17 protein-coding genes and 1 pseudogene are annotated in these 15915 nt (G+C 44.9%); 15 read left to right on the top strand and 3 right to left on the bottom strand.

What is annotated here, in order from left to right; genetic code table 11:
- Positions 1–209 precede the first annotated feature (209 nt).
- Entirely contained in the window at positions 210–623 is a 414-nt protein-coding gene (locus QFZ77_RS02720) for a hypothetical protein (RefSeq protein ID WP_307435818.1), read from the bottom strand.
- Positions 624–693: 70 nt separating this feature from the next.
- On the bottom strand, positions 694–1113 hold the full coding sequence (locus QFZ77_RS02715; RefSeq protein ID WP_307435815.1) for a YtxH domain-containing protein: 420 nt from the start codon (positions 1111–1113) through the stop codon (positions 694–696).
- Positions 1114–1376: 263 nt separating this feature from the next.
- Between QFZ77_RS02715 and QFZ77_RS02710 the strand changes: the two genes are divergently transcribed.
- From QFZ77_RS02710 to rsbW (QFZ77_RS02680), 7 genes and pseudogenes are all read left to right on the top strand, one after another.
- Positions 1377–2510, top strand: a complete 1134-nt coding sequence (locus QFZ77_RS02710) for a PP2C family protein-serine/threonine phosphatase (RefSeq protein WP_307435812.1) — start codon at positions 1377–1379, stop codon at positions 2508–2510.
- Between the two features lie 172 nt (positions 2511–2682).
- A complete protein-coding gene (gene glgB, locus QFZ77_RS02705) occupies positions 2683–4587 on the top strand; it encodes a 1,4-alpha-glucan branching protein GlgB (RefSeq protein WP_307435806.1) in 1905 nt (634 codons plus the stop codon).
- A gap of 7 nt (positions 4588–4594) precedes the next feature.
- Positions 4595–5167, top strand: a pseudogene (locus QFZ77_RS02700) (sugar phosphate nucleotidyltransferase); the annotation flags it as partial.
- A 133-nt stretch (positions 5168–5300) separates the two neighbouring features.
- Positions 5301–5624 carry a GlgC family sugar phosphate nucleotidyltransferase gene (locus QFZ77_RS02695; protein WP_307435800.1) on the top strand — a complete coding sequence of 108 codons (324 nt, stop codon included), beginning with the start codon at positions 5301–5303 and terminating at the stop codon, positions 5622–5624.
- Between the two features lie 30 nt (positions 5625–5654).
- The gene (locus QFZ77_RS02690; protein ID WP_307435797.1) at positions 5655–6344 is read left to right on the top strand and encodes a hypothetical protein; all 690 of its coding nucleotides are present in this window, start codon (positions 5655–5657) and stop codon (positions 6342–6344) included.
- Positions 6345–6475: 131 nt separating this feature from the next.
- Complete coding sequence (locus QFZ77_RS02685) at positions 6476–6808, top strand: STAS domain-containing protein (RefSeq protein ID WP_307435792.1); 333 nt, start codon at positions 6476–6478, stop codon at positions 6806–6808.
- On the top strand, positions 6805–7239 hold the full coding sequence (gene rsbW, locus QFZ77_RS02680; protein ID WP_307435789.1) for an anti-sigma B factor RsbW: 435 nt from the start codon (positions 6805–6807) through the stop codon (positions 7237–7239). The genes QFZ77_RS02685 and rsbW (QFZ77_RS02680) overlap by 4 nt, the downstream gene beginning before the upstream one ends.
- A 597-nt stretch (positions 7240–7836) precedes the next feature.
- On the opposite strand, the gene QFZ77_RS02675 is transcribed toward rsbW (QFZ77_RS02680), so the two are convergent.
- Positions 7837–8295 (bottom strand): Dps family protein, encoded by a 459-nt coding sequence (locus QFZ77_RS02675; protein WP_307435785.1) that lies wholly within the window; start codon positions 8293–8295, stop codon positions 7837–7839.
- A 211-nt stretch (positions 8296–8506) separates the two neighbouring features.
- On the opposite strand from QFZ77_RS02675, the gene QFZ77_RS02670 reads away from it, so the two are divergent.
- The 8 genes from QFZ77_RS02670 to QFZ77_RS02635 all read left to right on the top strand — a co-directional run bounded on the left by QFZ77_RS02670 (position 8507) and on the right by QFZ77_RS02635 (position 15892).
- A complete protein-coding gene (locus tag QFZ77_RS02670) occupies positions 8507–8680 on the top strand; it encodes a hypothetical protein (RefSeq protein ID WP_307435782.1) in 174 nt (57 codons plus the stop codon).
- Positions 8681–8694: 14 nt separating this feature from the next.
- A complete protein-coding gene (locus QFZ77_RS02665; protein ID WP_307435779.1) occupies positions 8695–9066 on the top strand; it encodes an STAS domain-containing protein in 372 nt (123 codons plus the stop codon).
- Positions 9063–9521 (top strand): anti-sigma B factor RsbW, encoded by a 459-nt coding sequence (gene rsbW, locus QFZ77_RS02660; RefSeq protein WP_307435776.1) that lies wholly within the window; start codon positions 9063–9065, stop codon positions 9519–9521. Before QFZ77_RS02665 ends, rsbW (QFZ77_RS02660) begins: the two co-directional genes overlap by 4 nt.
- A complete protein-coding gene (locus QFZ77_RS02655) occupies positions 9518–10294 on the top strand; it encodes a sigma-70 family RNA polymerase sigma factor (RefSeq protein WP_307435773.1) in 777 nt (258 codons plus the stop codon). The genes rsbW (QFZ77_RS02660) and QFZ77_RS02655 overlap by 4 nt, the downstream gene beginning before the upstream one ends.
- A gap of 3 nt (positions 10295–10297) precedes the next feature.
- On the top strand, positions 10298–11107 hold the full coding sequence (locus QFZ77_RS02650) for a PPK2 family polyphosphate kinase (RefSeq protein WP_307435770.1): 810 nt from the start codon (positions 10298–10300) through the stop codon (positions 11105–11107).
- Positions 11108–11207: 100 nt separating this feature from the next.
- Positions 11208–13991, top strand: coding sequence for a CHASE3 domain-containing protein (locus QFZ77_RS02645; RefSeq protein WP_307435768.1), 2784 nt, complete (start codon positions 11208–11210; stop codon positions 13989–13991).
- The gene (locus QFZ77_RS02640) at positions 13961–14851 is read left to right on the top strand and encodes a CheR family methyltransferase (protein WP_373462721.1); all 891 of its coding nucleotides are present in this window, start codon (positions 13961–13963) and stop codon (positions 14849–14851) included. The genes QFZ77_RS02645 and QFZ77_RS02640 overlap by 31 nt, the downstream gene beginning before the upstream one ends.
- Before the next feature lie 477 nt (positions 14852–15328).
- Positions 15329–15892, top strand: coding sequence for a DUF1003 domain-containing protein (locus QFZ77_RS02635; RefSeq protein ID WP_307435765.1), 564 nt, complete (start codon positions 15329–15331; stop codon positions 15890–15892).
- Positions 15893–15915 lie beyond the last annotated feature (23 nt).

Raw genomic sequence — 15915 nt, 5'->3', positions numbered from 1 at the left:
GAATTTATGATTTTCGCAGTCTGTGGATATGGTGCTTAATCTGCATGGACGCGCGGGATGATCTGTCTGAGAAGTCGATTTCCGACTTCTCAGACTCAGTTGGCGGGCTTCGGCTCGCATAGCTCTGGCTGTAAGCGCGGAAAACGCGCTTATTTGCTCTGGCGCTCCAGATTAAGCGCGTTTTCCGCGCTTACTTGTTTATCCTTAACCTACTGAATCGGATCAGGAATCATATTTTTTTCCAATAGTTCGCTATTCGTTTTCATATGTTTCATTTCATTCCCCAACTTCTTCATCTCATCCATATCCTGAGCCATGGAGCCGTTGCTTGCTTCTGCCAAGGATTTGCCGGCTGATCCGTTGCAGATCCGCTCTAATTCAATTAGTTTGTCCAACGCCGCTCGGCGAACTTGCAGAGGAACGAATTCGTTCTCTTGAAAGTCGGCTTCATGGAAATGAACGGTGGTATTCCCTTGCTCAGAAGTAAATGTGGTTAAAGTAAGTGGGTAGGCGGCTGATGTGGCATCGTTATAAATATCAAATTTATAGACCGATTTCTCCGTATACTCGATACGTTCTAACCCCAGCTTGGTTAACTGTTGATGAAGTGTACTTCTATCCATCGAAAACTCCTCCTTTCAAGTATGCGTCAAATCGAACGCCGTCCTTGCGAATTTATGTGATGTGATACCCTTAATGTTGGTTGTTCTGGTAATTCGTTTTGGCAGCCTGTAAAGACTCAGCTACAAGTTGTTTGCTTTCTTTGGCTTTATCAGCGGCCTCTGAAGCTTGATGGCTAACGGAGTTGGCCATATCCTTTGTTTTCTCACTAACTGCTGAAGCAACTTCCTGCGTCTTCTCACTAACAGCTGATGCGATATCCTGTGTTTTGTCACTCACGGTCGAGACAATATCCTGTGCTTTCTGACCTACAGCGGAAGCCAATTGACTTGTTTTATCATTGAACGTGCGATACGTATTCGACAAGTCTTCACGCAGCTCCGACCCGGCTTTAGGGGCTAATAACAATGAGGTTATCGCGCCTACAGCGCCGCCGATTACTAAACCTAACAATAGTCCGCCTTTGTTATTTGTTCCGACTGCTTCACTCATGAGTCATCTCTCCTTTAGTTTGGGTGTTGTGGTGTTGCCATGCTTCATACTAGGATGTAACCTTCTTTCTTTTATTTGAATCACAAAAAGCTTATTTTTATTTCCGTTTCATTAATATAAGCGAGGAAGCCCCGAGCCTCAATGTGATTGAATTTTTTTCAAATGGGTAGTAGATAAAATAAACGATCAACATGTTTGGTAATAAATTATGGTAAACTACGATGAGGGTTTCCGTTAACTTTTACCCGAAAGGGGTTTGAGCAATGAGCATTGTAATAGTAGACGATAACGCGACGAATTTACTTATTATTGAAAAAATCCTGCTTAAAGCCGGTTACACCGATTTAGTCATGGTGTCTTCTGCCAGAGAGCTGTATCAATTATTAGATATGGATTCACCGAGCACAGCCGAGGTGCCGGTTGATTTGATTTTGATGGATATGATGATGCCGGAAATTGATGGGGTGGAAGCCTGTCGAACGGTTCAGGCCGACGAAAGGTGCCGGGATATTCCGATTATTTTCGTGACGGCGATGGGGGATTCCAATAAGCTGGCTGAAGCGCTGGATGCCGGGGCACTCGATTATGTGATGAAGCCGATTAATAAGGTGGAACTGCTTGCGCGTATTCGATCTACGCTCCGTTTGAAATATGAGAAGGATTGGCATAAAGAGCGGGACAAGCGGATTAAGTACGAGCTTGATTTGGCCAAACAAGTGCAGCTTAGTGTACTGAGCAGCCCCATTAAGGATGAGCATATCCAGATCTCAGCGGTCTATAAGCCCTCTTCTGAGCTCGCGGGTGACTTCTATGCTTGGTATCCGATCGGGCCGAATCGGCATGGGATCATTTTGCTGGATATGATGGGGCACGGCATTTCGTCTTCGCTTGTCTGCATGTATATTTATTCTGCTTTGAAGGATACCATCACGAATATCTGTGATCCGGAAGGCGTGATGCGCGAGTTGAATGGGCGGATGAATCAGCTGCATCAATCAGATAATCTGATTAATTACTATTTTACGGCGATTTATATGGTCCTGGACACGGAACGGCGCACAATTGAGTATGTGAATGCCGGACATCCTGCAGGCATCGCGCTTCTGGATGGTGAAGTGAAATTACTGACAGAAGGCTGTTGTGCCCTTGGCTTTTTTGAGGGGATTGAGATTACCAAAGGTGTTATTCCCTATGAGAAGGAAGCCCGGATTGTCTTGTTCACAGACGGCCTGTCGGAGTGGCTCGATGATGAAGAGGAGGAAGGCATCACCAAAATCATGGGAAGCTTGAAGGAGACGACGATGCACGATCCCGATGGCTTGGTTGAGCGTATTTATCCGCATGCCAAAACGGGTTCTCCGCAAGACGATATGTGCTTGGTTATGATAACAACGTAGTAGTTAGCGATGAAAAACATCGTCTCAGCCACGTTGGCGAAGAGTGGTTATAACTATAACAAACGCCCAAGTTTTATCCCAAATAGGGAATAAAACTTGGGTATTTTTTGTTTCAATAGACCCGAAGGCGTGTAATAAGGAGTATTAGTCCAACACGTTGGGAGGAATTGGGATGACGACATTGGCATCGGAAGCCAGTTCAGACGCTTTATATTTGTTACATGAGGGTACGCAGTATCAAAGTTATCATTTTCTGGGTTCCCATGTGGAAGAGCGCAGCGGTCAGATGGGGGTTAACTTCGCAGTTTGGGCGCCAAATGCCAAGCAGGTTAACGTTTCAGGCAGCTTCAATGGATGGAATGGCAGCAATCACCAGATGTCGCTAGCAGATGGCGTATGGACGCTGTTCATTCCGGAACTCGGTGAAGGCACGCTATATAAATATGAAATCGTCACATTGGACGAAGAATGCTATCTAAAGTCAGATCCTTATGCCTTTCATTCTGAGCTTCGACCCGGAACGGCTTCTATTGTGACCTCATTGGAAGGTTATGAATGGCAGGACGAGGAGTGGCTGGCGAACAACACGTCAAACCAATTCCTACAACAGCCGCTCCTTATCTACGAGGTGCATTTGGGCAGTTGGAAGCGAAAGGAAGACGGCGGATTCTATAGTTATGTGGAATTAGCTGACGAGTTGGTCAATTATGTGCACGAACGGGGCTATACCCATATTGAGCTGATGCCGTTAGAGGAACATCCTCTGGATGCGTCTTGGGGATATCAGGTAACCAGCTATTTCTCGGTGACGAGCCGGTTTGGATCGCCGAAGGACTTCATGTACTTCGTAGACCGCTGCCACCAGAAGGGAATTGGGGTCATTATGGATTGGGTGCCCGCGCATTTCTGCAAAGACGCTCACGGTTTGACCCGATTTGATGGGACACCGCTTTATGAATATGCAGACAGCCGAAAGGGAGAACATCCAACTTGGGGGACACAGGTATTCGATTATGCGAAGCCCGAGGTTCTTAGTTTCTTAATCTCCAATGCCCTATTTTGGATGGATGTCTATCATATTGATGGGTTAAGAGTGGATGCGGTTTATAGCATATTAACGTTGAATTTCGATCGGGAAGAAGCGGACCGTATTGTGAATGAACAAGGCGGCGATGAGAATCTCGAAGGAATTGCCTTCCTCCAGAAACTGAATGCCGTCGTATTCTCCAGGTATCCCAATGCACTGATGATGGCGGAGGATACAAGCTCTTATCCAGGCGTAACGGCTCCCGTCGAGAATGGCGGAATGGGCTTTAATTACAAATGGAACTTAGGCTTTACGTGGAACACACTTACGTATATGAAGAAAAATCAGGAAGAACGCAGCAGTCAGGAAGATCAATTGACGAATTCGCTGCTAAATGCTTGGGATGAGAATTATATTCTCCCCTATGCGCATGATGAAGTGGTTCATTCTAGCAAATCCCTTCTCGGTAAAATGTCAGGTGTCGACAACTGGCAACGTTTCGCTAACTTGCGAGTGCTTTACACCTATATGATGGGACATCCGGGCAAAAAGCTGCTTTTTATGGGGAATGAATTCGGTCAGATCGATGATTGGAATTCGGAAACTTCGCTGGCATGGGATTTATTGAAATTCGAAGAACATCAGCAATTTGAGCATTTTGTGAAAACAATGAATCACTTCTACATAGCGGAGAGAGCCTTATGGGAGTTGGATTATGAACCGAGCGGCTTCGAACCGATTAACGCTGAGGATAAAATCGATGGACTGGTGTCTTTCATTCGGAACGCGGAAAACGGTGATGAACAGCTCGTCATTATCTGTAATTTCAAGCCTGAGGCTCATGAGGGATATCGATTAGGGGTGATGAGACCAGGGCGTTATCAGGAGGTCTTTAATAGTGATAAGCAAGAATTCGGTGGATCGGGTGTGACGAACGACAGTACGCTAGTATCCGAAGAGTGGACATGTCAGGACTATCCGCATAGCATAACGGTTTCGATACCTCCCCTTGCAGCAATCGTACTCAAATATATTCCTTCGGAAGGATGAGATGACTATGAAAAAGCAGGAATGTGTAGCTATGCTATTAGCTGGCGGTGAAGGTACTAGACTGGGTCCTTTAACTAAAAATATTGCTAAACCGGCTGTTCATTTTGGCGGAAAATATAGAATCATCGACTTTACCTTGAGCAATTGCCGTAATTCCGGCATGGATATAGTTGGTGTGCTGACGCAGTATAAGCCAGCTGTTTTGCATGCCCATATTGGTAATGGTGAGGCCTGGGGCATGGCGAGTGAAAGCGGCGGCATCTCCATTCTGGAAAGGGAGGCTGGCGGGCCGAATGCTTATTCGGGGACAGCGGACGCCATTTATCAAAATATATCCTACCTTCGTTCGTATGATCCAAGCTACGTGTTAATTATTTCTGGTGATCATATTTATAATATGGATTACAGAGCTATGCTTGAGCATCATAAAGCTTCTGGTGCCGATGCAACGCTATCGGTTATTCCAGTGAGATGGGAAGAAGCGAGTCGATTCGGTATTATGAGCACGGACGAGCATCACCGGATTACCGGATTTGTTGAGAAACCGCTCAAACCTGTAAGCAATCTATCTGAAGGAGGTCATTTGGGATCATCTGGCCGATATTCATGTACAGGGCTATGCCAATCATGGGTATATGGCGATTATGGATTCCGTAGACAGTTACTATGTGCACAGTATGGATCTCCTGCAACCGCAAGGCTGGAAGCAATTCATGATTAATCAAGAGTTTGTCCATACGCGGAAAGAGGAAGAACAAGAAACGGCCTGTAACCATGACGCGCTGATCCGCAATTCGTTCGTCGCGCATGGCTGCCGGATTGAAGGCTATGTGGAGAACAGCATTTTGTTTCCAGGTGTTACGGTCAGTAAAGGCGCCAGTGTCAAGAATAGTGTCATCATGCATGACTGTGCAATTGAAGCCAGCGTGTATTTGGACCGGGTTATTTTGGACAAGCAGGTCGTTGTTGAACAAGGGGCCGTGTTATGTGGCCAGTACGCACATCCCTTTGTGGCTGAGAAAAGTGATGTGATCTAATCCAAAGGTGCAAGAGTAGGAGGATCGGTTATGAACGTAATGTTGCGTGATAAAGGTGCTCAGCTGCTAACACACATAACGGGCTACCGCAGCCGTGTCTATAAGCTAGCTTTGTTCTTTCTAGTCGTTATTCTAGCGATGATTATCGTCAGATGGACAAGTTCCGAACACATCGGTGAACCGGAGATCGTTCTTTCACCGGAGATCATCAGTCTGATTCCGGAAGGATCAGATGATACTTTCGTACCCGTTCTACCACCTACTCTTGCGGCTGCCCAAGCGGAATCTAGCAGTGATAGTAATGCTAGTTTGCAGGCAGCTGAAGCTAGCTCATTGGTTCCGATGCTCCACAGCCTACAGGGAATTTCACTATATGATGATACAGAGTCAGTCATTGCCAAGAAAGGGTATCCACTAACGTTTGTCCAGGATCCCCACTTTGTAGAAGTCTTTACGTATGAATACCCGGATATGAATATTGGTTTCCAAGATGGTATCGTGACTTTTGTTCAATTTCCAGCCAAGATTGGGCACGTTAAAATCAATGATCAACGGATTCCGTTGACGATAACGGATGTGAAGCGGCTGCTTGGAGAACCCGATTACGTAGTGGAGGACGGTATCGTTTTTCAGCGGAGAGAAGCACTAATTAAGCTTTTTATTGAATCGGAGACACAAGAACTGATATCCATCGACTTTTATCATCTTTCAAGTACCTAATGTTTGCAGCTGGCCTCTATGGTCTGCTTGAAGGCATGTGCGGGAGATCTTCCTATTTTAGGCAAAGCTTGTGTAAAAGGTAGAGGCTTGTTACTATTTAGAGAAAGAAATAACGTAAGGGAGTGTGGCTAATGTCAGCAGAGAAGTTCCAAGTTGATCAAGAAGAATTGGAGAAATCTATACAGCTTCGTATCAGTGGGGAGCTCGATTTGGCTGCGGCCTTAACGTTCCGTCATGCGCTCGAAGCCGTTGTTCATCGGGTGGATAAGGCGTTAATCCTCGATGTGGGGCAGTTGAGGTATATTGATAGCACGGGGATTGGTATTGTGGTCTCGGCCTTGAAAATTCGAGATGAGTTGAAAGCGCCTTTCACGGTTAGTAATATCCCGGCTGGGATTAAGCGGCTGTTTGATCTTACGGGAATCTCAGGATTCTTGAACGAAGGGATCGAAGGAAGCGCATGAATGTCATTCGTTTACAAATACCCGCGGCAGCGGAATACTTGGATATCGTAAGACTCAGTCTCTATGGGGTTGCTACCAAGTTAGGTTTCTCTTATGAAGATATCGAGGATATGAAGGTAGCGGTTTCGGAGGCTTGCAACAATGCTGTACTTCACGGGGAACCGCAGAGTGGCAGCGGGCAAATTGAAATTAGCTATGAGCCCGGAGACGACAGATTGACTGTGAAAGTGAAAGATGATGGCACAGGCTTTAATTACCATGAACGCCCCGAGCATACGGTGCCTTTGTCCGGAGCTTCGCCCAGCGAATTACAGTCTGGAGGCCTTGGCATTTATCTCATGCAAGCGCTGATGGATGAAGTTATCGTGAACACAGACCGAGGAACCGAAGTCACGCTCGTTAAATACGTCCAACAAAAAACCACGGATTGACGGGAAGCCGCCAGTTCGTGGTTTTTTGTGGATTAGGGGTAAGCGAAGCTTGCCCTTTTTAGGATGGTTTGCTAGGGATTTTTGCTAAGTGAGGTTGTAGGATACATCAATAATCTCCTAGTAAGAGACTATGTTCTCCTAGATTTTTGTTTTCTGGTTCTTGGGAAAATGGATTATTAGCAAGGCAAAGTTGTACAGAGAGTACAACAATTCCCTTGATTTCATCTTTAAAAAGCTCAGGATGTTGTATGCTATACAACAATTTAGCCCTTTTGGAGGCTATAGAGCTACTTTAGGCAGGAATTGTTGTATTTTCTGCAACATTCGCGTGGAAAACGTGGATTAGCTTGCTTATTGTTGTACAAAGTACAACAAGTGCGCGAGTTGGCTGCCTATAGTGCACAAAGTATAAACATGCAAACGGGTTGGCTTGCCTATTGTTATACAAAGCAACATGTAAAGGAAGCCTATTGTTGTACCAAGTACAGCATGTAAACTCTAAATAAGCGACTGAAGAACAATACCTTTTAGGCGGCATAACTTGGCTGCATCAACCGCTACACATGCTCGGCAAAGGACGACATAAGTCGGTGTGTTTTATTTGCCAAGGTACGCATCCAGCATCCAGCTGTGCTTCTCAAGCGACGAGCGAATCCCGATGAGCAGATCGGCTGTCGGTTGATCTTTTTGCTCTTCAGCAAGCTCAATTCCCTCTGTCAGCTCCGAGCAAATGCGGGTGAAGTCACTGACCAGCTGCTTCACCATTTGCTCAGCAGTCTCCTCATTCTTAGCTTCCTTAATGGATGCTATGGCCAAATGTTCCTGTAAAGTTGCCGTCGGAATGGTGCGAAGAGATAGCATTCTCTCTGCGATAACGTCAAGATGCAAGGCAGCCTCTGTATATAATTCTTCGAATTTGATATGTAGGGTAAAGAAATTCTCGCCTTTCACATACCAATGGTAGTTATGCAGCTTCATATAAAGAATCGAAAAATTAGCGACCTGCTTGTCAAGAATCTCTGTAATCGGACTTGCTTTCGTTGCTGATTTGGCCATTGTGAAATCCCTCCACTTAATTAGTATGATTGTGCATACGTATAAGTACCCTGCCATATTCCGTTTGAAACAGAATGAAAAGTAAATCGAAATTTTCTGCATACATTGTTTCAGATGCCAAGAACGGGGGTAAACAATAAGATCGAAGCTTAATCATCTGTTCAGCTCGGTTAACGATGTAGGACAAGTGATTCACGAGTTAACATCGTCGGTGAAACAATCAGCCACGAGCTTAATCTCTGCCGTTAAACAAACGAATATAACCCAACAAACTCAGCCTCTTAGTACAAAATGGAAGACGATCTTGCAAGGAGCTGCCATCTCATATGAAATGTTGCAAAAAATGAAAGCCAAGAAATCACCGCAAGCCGGTGTTACGAAATAGAGAGGGGTCATCTTGTGAACGCTATACGTAAATTTACTGTTTACAAACAATCGAATGGGAAAGAAAATATCATATACTTAAGTGGAGAACTTGATTTATCTGCTGCATCGGAGCTGGCCACCGCGCTTGACTCGGTCGTTCATAAAGGAAATGAGATTCTAACGTTGGATTTAAAAGAGTTGCGTTATATTGACAGTACCGGAATTGGTATGATTGTCTCCGTGCTTAAAGTGAGAGCTGCAATGAAGGCAGCCTTCCGTATACATCACATTCCTGCCAAAATCCAGCGATTATTCGAGCTAACTGGCATTGCCCGCTATTTGGTAGATCGTGAAGATCAAAGTCAAAACAAAGGTGTAACAGAAAGGAAAGAAGAAATCATATGAGCCCATACATTGGCCTTACGATACCGGCAAAGGCGGAATATCTAGATATTGTCCGACTTACTTTATATGGCGTTGCCACCAAAGCGGGCTTTTCCTTCGAAGATATTGAAGACATGAAGGTTGCTGTAGCAGAAGCTTGTAATAATGCGATCCTGCATGCTTATTCTCATGATCAATCAGGAACCGTGGAGGTTCAATTTGAGCACAGCAGCGGCAATTTGCGAATTTCTGTGAAGGATGAAGGCAATAGCTTTAATTACGTTCAAACAGATGCTGAAGCATCCTCGCTGCATCATAAATCCATTAGTGAAGCGACAGTGGGGGGATTAGGTCTGTTCCTGATGCAAGCTTTAATGGATGATGTACAAGTACTGACGCATAGCGGTAAAGGAACCGAGGTTATTCTGACAAAGCAACTGGCAGGCCAGCTGAATAGAAAAGAGGAAATGGTATGAATGCGAACGCATCATCCTCGAAACCGTTATATGAAATGTATTCGAAAATGAAGATTTATAAGGAAACTGCATGTCAAGAGACGGCTACGGCGCTGCTGCTGCACTATGAACCCATTGTTCGTATGGCAGTAGGCAAGATGTCTCGGAGCCGTCCTGATTTATATGAGGATTTATTTCAAGTCGGACAGATGTCGATGCTGCGGCTTTTTGTACAGTATGACAGCACCATGGAGATTCCGTTTGAAGCCTATGCAATGAAAAGCTTAATTGGTCACCTGAAAAATTATTTACGAGACAAGTCATGGTACATACAGGTTCCAAGACGAATTAAGGAGAAAGGTTCGCTTGTCCAGCGTGCCCTGGATGAACTGACTGTGAAGTTGGAACGTTCGCCGAGTATCGATGAGATTGCGGCTTATTTAGAGCTCAGTCCGGAAGAAACGATTGAGATTCTGGCAGGCCGTGATTATTATAATTATACTTCGCTGGATACTCCGCTCACGAGTGATGGGGATAGTGCGACGATTGGCGATATGATCGCTGGTCCATCGGATGACTATCAAACCCTCGAGAGACGCATGGATCTTGAAGAGGCGATGACTAGTTTGAAAGAGGAAGAACGTACGGTTATTGGTCTTATTTATCATGAAGGACAATCGCAACGGTACATTGCTGACCAATTAGGGATTTCTCAGATGAGTGTATCCCGGATTCAAAAGCGGGCGATTGATAAGCTGAAGACCGTCTTAACCCAGAGCAAGCAAGGAGGCTAGACGATGCAGGGCAACCATTTACAATTGGAATACGGGAAGAAAGTACGCTTAGAAAGCATTGATCCTAATGAAACCGGAGCCCTTCACGATCGGGAAGAGGCCGAACCCAATATAGAGCGTCTGAGTGAACGATTAGAAACCTTGCAAAATATCCTGTACGCCGAGAAGAAGCAGTCTGTTCTTTTTGTGATTCAGGGCATGGATTGCAGCGGCAAAGACGGCGTCGTTAAGCGTGCGCTCGGAAGACTGCATCCACAGGGCTTTCAAGCAAGCAGCTTCAGAACGCCTACCGAAGAGGAAGCCGCTCATGATTTTTTGTGGCGCGCTCATAAGGTTGTGCCTGCAAAAGGAATGATCGGGGCCTTCATTCGGTCTTATTATGAGGATGTACTGATAACCCGAGTACACAACTCGATTAACGATTCAGAAGTGAAGAAACGATTCAAGCACATTAACCGATTTGAGAAATTGTTGGAGAGCAGCGGTGTGAAAATCGTTAAGATTTTCCTGCATATCTCCAAGGATTTCCAACTTGCAAAGCTGCGGAATCGGCTAACGGATCCAACCAAACGTTGGAAATTCGACAAGAATGATCTCGTGGAGCGAGAATCCTGGGATGAATACCAGAAGGCTTATGAAGATGTGTTCAAGCAGTGCAGCTCGGCTTCTGCTCCGTGGTATATCGTGCCTGCTAATCATCGCTGGTACCGGGATTGGGCCGTTCTGCAAATTGCTGTAGAAGCGTTGGAAAGCATGAATTTAGCTTATCCGGAATCCGATCTGGAGCTCGATCAGTTGCTTGATCAATTATAGAAGCAGGCTCAAACTATCTCTCTAGCTCTCTTAATGTGGTATAGTGAGAATAGTAGAATGTTAACATAACATTCTCTACGAACTGTACTAGGAGGCAAACATGTTTAAATCTATTCCTGTCAACATAAAGGCGAAAATTACGCTAGGATATGTCTGTATTATTCTATGTTTAGGGGCTGCCCTCTTAGTTGTGAGTGATCGAATAACTTCTCTTCAGAAGGAAGTAGACTATATATCCACGCATGATATTGAAGTGCGAGACCTCCTTAATGGTATACAGAAAAATATGATCGATATGGAAACGGGGATGCGAGGCTACGTCATTACAGGGGATGAGCAGTACCTGGATCCCTATGAGGCCGGCAGCCGAGCATGGCTCGATAATTATAATAAGCTTTATCTTTTAATAAGTGATAATCCTGCACAACAGAAAAGTTTAGAGCAGATCAAGCCAACCATTCAGAACTGGATCAAGAATGCTAGCGATAACGTTGTTAAGTTTAAAAAAGAAAACAATACAGCAGCCATTAATGATTTTTTTAAACAAAATTCAGGAAGAAAATGGATGGATCAGCTGCGCACGCAGTTTGATTCCTTTCTTAGGGTTGAACAGCAGTTAACGGCTGCAAGAGTCGATCAACTAGCGAAAAGCAACTATAATCTTAGAGTTGTTCTTTTTATCGTTTTGGGTATTACTTCCATTTTTGCGGTTCTGGTGGCTTTATTTTTGTCCAATTCGATAACTAGCACGATCAATAGAGTCATTAAGACAATTCGAGATATTACAGCTGCTGAAGGAAATCTAGATGCAAGAATCGAAGTGACAACCAATGACGAGATTAGAGTGTTGGCTGAAGCAACGAATGATTTGCTGGCAAGCTTAGATAAGCAAAACTGGATTCAAACCAATATAACCGAAGTTTCAACCTTGTATCAGGGGATTAACGATATCACTGAATTGAGTGAAACCTTTGTGAGTAAGCTAGCTCCTATGCTGGATGCCGTCTATGGTGTTGTATACCTCCGTAATAACGTTGGGGGCGAGACTCGGTATGTGAAAATTGCAGGATATGCGGCATACGGGGTGGATCCCTCATCTGCTAGCTTTCAACTAGGGGAAGGCTTAGTCGGTCAATGTGCCGTAGATAAGCGGATTTTCCTGATGGACAATCTCCCGGAGAACCATATTAAAGTAACGTCAGGTTTAGGCGTCTCCACACCTCAAAGCCTACTGGTTGCTCCTATCATTGTAGAGGGCAAAGCCGAGGCAGTTATTGAGTTAGCTTCACTTCAGCCCTTCCAATCGAAGCATCTTACGTTGGTCGATTCGCTGCAAGAGAAATTCGGAACGGCGATTACGAGTGTGCGAAGCCGAATGGAAGTAGAGCGTCTGCTTTCGGAGTCACAGATGTTGACGGAAGAACTGCAGGCACAATCGGAAGAGCTGCAGACACAGTCTGAAGAACTCCAGATGCAGCAAGAGCAGCTGCGGATGACGAATGAGTTTCTAGAGGAACAGAACCATTTCGCGGAGCAGAAAGCATTAGAATTGAAGAAAGCGAAAGATGAGCTGGAAGAGTTCTCGCTTAAGCTTCAGACGAGTTCGCGGTACAAATCCGATTTTCTGGCGAATATGTCCCATGAGCTGCGAACACCGCTTAATAGCATTATGATTTTATCGCAAATGCTTGCGGAAAATAACGGTGACATGCAAATGTCGGAGGTTGTGGATTATTCCCGTGTCGTTTATGCTGCAGGCAATGATCTGCTCGCGCTGATTGACGATATTCTTGATTTATCCAAAGTAGAAGCGGGTAAAATAGAAATTATGACGGACGAGGTCAACGTGACCGAAATTCCGCAATTAATGAAGCTGATGTTTGATCCGGTTGCGGATAAGAAGGGGCTGGATTTCGGGGTCATTTTGGAACCGAATGTGCCTAATGTGATTTTGACGGATGGCCAACGCATGCAGCAAATCGTGAAGAATTTGTTATCTAACGCTTTTAAATTTACCGAACAAGGCTCTGTAACCATGAAAATTGCGCTGGCTGATCCTTCTCGAGTCAAAGAGCTCCTTCATAGAGATCCGGAAGAAACCGTACTGGCCATTTCAATTACAGATACCGGAATAGGTATCCCGATCGACAAACAGCAGGTTATTTTCGAAGCGTTCCAGCAGGTGGATGGTACAACGAATCGTCAATACGGCGGAACAGGACTCGGTTTATCGATATGCCGCGAGTTTACGCGTTTGCTTGGTGGATCCATTGTCGTGAAAAGCGAGCTTCATAAGGGCAGCACATTCACCCTCTATGTACCTAATGCGCGTGAATCGGAGCCTGAGGTCCAAGAAAACGATCATCCGCGGGGGGAAATTGCAGCAGCTAGCGAGGAATTGAAACTAGATACTACGATAACAGTTTCGACGGAACCTAGTGTCTTGATAGCAGAGCAGCAAATGGCTGAGCCCATAAGCTCAGATTCGCAATTGTTTCATGGTAAAAAGGTGCTTCTCGTAGACGATGATGCGCGCAATGTTTTCGCGCTTGTCACAGCACTTGAGACGAAGGGAGTTACCGTTGAGATTGCTGATCATGGCAAGCATGCCCTGGAGCTTTTATCCGCAGATTCCGACTACGACCTTGTGTTAATGGACATTATGATGCCGGTCATGGGGGGCTATGATGCGATGAAAGCGATTCGCGGTCAGCTGCAGCTGCACGATTTACCCATCATTGCACTAACGGCGAAAGCAATGAAGAGTGAGAAAGAGAAATGTCTGGAGTCCGGCGCTTCCGATTATATCACCAAGCCGCTGAATATGGATCAACTTTTCTCGCTTATGCGGGTATGGTTGACAAAGCAGGTGAAGAAACATTGATTCGCCAGTCCTTGGATCATTACTCAGAATTAGAAGAACTGCCCTACAATGAGCTGCAAAATATCGAGATTAATCTGCTCTTGGAAGGCTTATATCAGATGTATGGGTTCGATTTCCGCCATTATGTGCGTTCATCCTTACGCAGGAGAATTCTCAATCGGATGAAGGCAGAGAAATTGCCGTCCATCACAGCGCTGCTAGAAAAAGTCCTGCACAAACCCGGCTTCGTGGAACAATTACTGAACGACATGTCGATTCGAGTGACAGAAATGTTCAGAGATCCAAGCTTTTTCAGCGCTTTTCGTAATCAGGTCGTTCCCAAGCTAAGGAAGTATCCTGAGATTCGGATTTGGCATGCAGGCTGTGCCACCGGAGAAGAAGTGTATGCGATGGCGATCCTGATGCAGGAAGAAGGCTTGGCTGAGAGAACGAAGATTTATGCGACAGATATGAATGAGAAAGCGATTGAGAGCGCGCAAAAGGGCGCTTTCCCCCTAAAGCAGATGCAAGTCTATACGAAGAACTACTTGGAGTCTGGCGGGACTAAGGCCTTCTCCGAGTACTATACAACAGACCATCAATATGCTTATTTTCAGCCGCTGATGAAAGAAAATCTGATGTTTGCGCAGCACAATCTCGTAACGGACGGCTCCTTTAATGAATTTCATGTCATCCTGTGCCGCAATGTCATGATCTATTTTGATACGAAGCTGCAGCAGCAAGTGCACAGCCTATTTCATGGCAGTTTAATTCCAGGTGGATACCTAGGATTAGGAAAAAAAGAATCCATCCTTTTCGTGCCCGAAGGGGTGCAATATGATGACTTTGTACCACAGGAACGTATTTATCGTAAGAGATAATTTTGTTGGACACTCTCCGTGGAGAGTGTTTTTTTGTTTTCTGGATTGTAGAGCCTAGGTACATATGAGCTAAATACTTCAAGTAATCTAAACCTCTACGCGAGCTAATATTGGGGGAATTCTGCGGAATCATGGTCAGTCTACAAACAATTACATGCAAAAAGTGTTAGAAAGGCATGATTTCTCTTGAGTGCAACTAGATAGATTAAGTTTGCTGTACTCTATAGCATCTTTCTGTTCGGTAACAGTCTCGTAAGATACAATGCCCGTACTTGTAATCGCGTAGCACCAACCCCTGCGGAACGTAGATACCTTATTTTGCTCGAAACCGCGTATTTCATGGTTTTGCGGAACGAGGATCAGTAGCTTAGTACCGAACACTCTATTGTTGTGCAAATAAGGGTTGTTTCATCTGCAGCGGGGAACGTTTAAATATAAAGTAGGATTGTACTTTAGACGTAGAAAGAAGGGAAACGAATGGAAGTAGATATCGATGGAAAGAAATCTACAGACGATTGCATGCCTGAGAAATTGTTTGAGGAACTGGACAACGATCCGAGCACCAAGCTAGACAATGATCAGTTAGATCGCATAACAGCCATGGTGAATGAATATCAAGGGAATATTAAATCTCATTTGATTGAACAGCAGGAGAAGAAGTCTTCAAGGGCAGATCGCCTTGCTGATCATATTGCCTCTTTTGGCGGCAGTTGGACGTTTATTGTGTTATTTTGCGCGTTTTTGGGGATTTGGATGGTCATTAATCTGATGAGCCTCGCGTTTGATAAACCGCCATTCATCCTGCTTAATTTGATTTTATCTTGTATTTCGGCCTTGCAGGCTCCGGTTATTCTGATGAGTCAGAATCGTCAAGCTGCGCGAGATAAACAGGAAGCGATCCTTGATTTTGCGATCAATTACCGAGCCGAACAAGAGAATATGGAGCTAAAGGCACTGCTCGAACGTCTAGATAAAAGGTTAGAAAGAATTGAAACGCAAGGCCTATCACGGCAAGCTGAAAGAGAAGATAACAATAGATGAGTTCATATTTTTCAGCTAAAAAG

It is taken from the genome of Paenibacillus sp. V4I3, from assembly GCF_030817215.1.
In the GTDB taxonomy this organism is placed as follows: domain Bacteria; phylum Bacillota; class Bacilli; order Paenibacillales; family NBRC-103111; genus Paenibacillus_E.
This window is presented reverse-complemented; position numbering and strand designations above follow the sequence as displayed.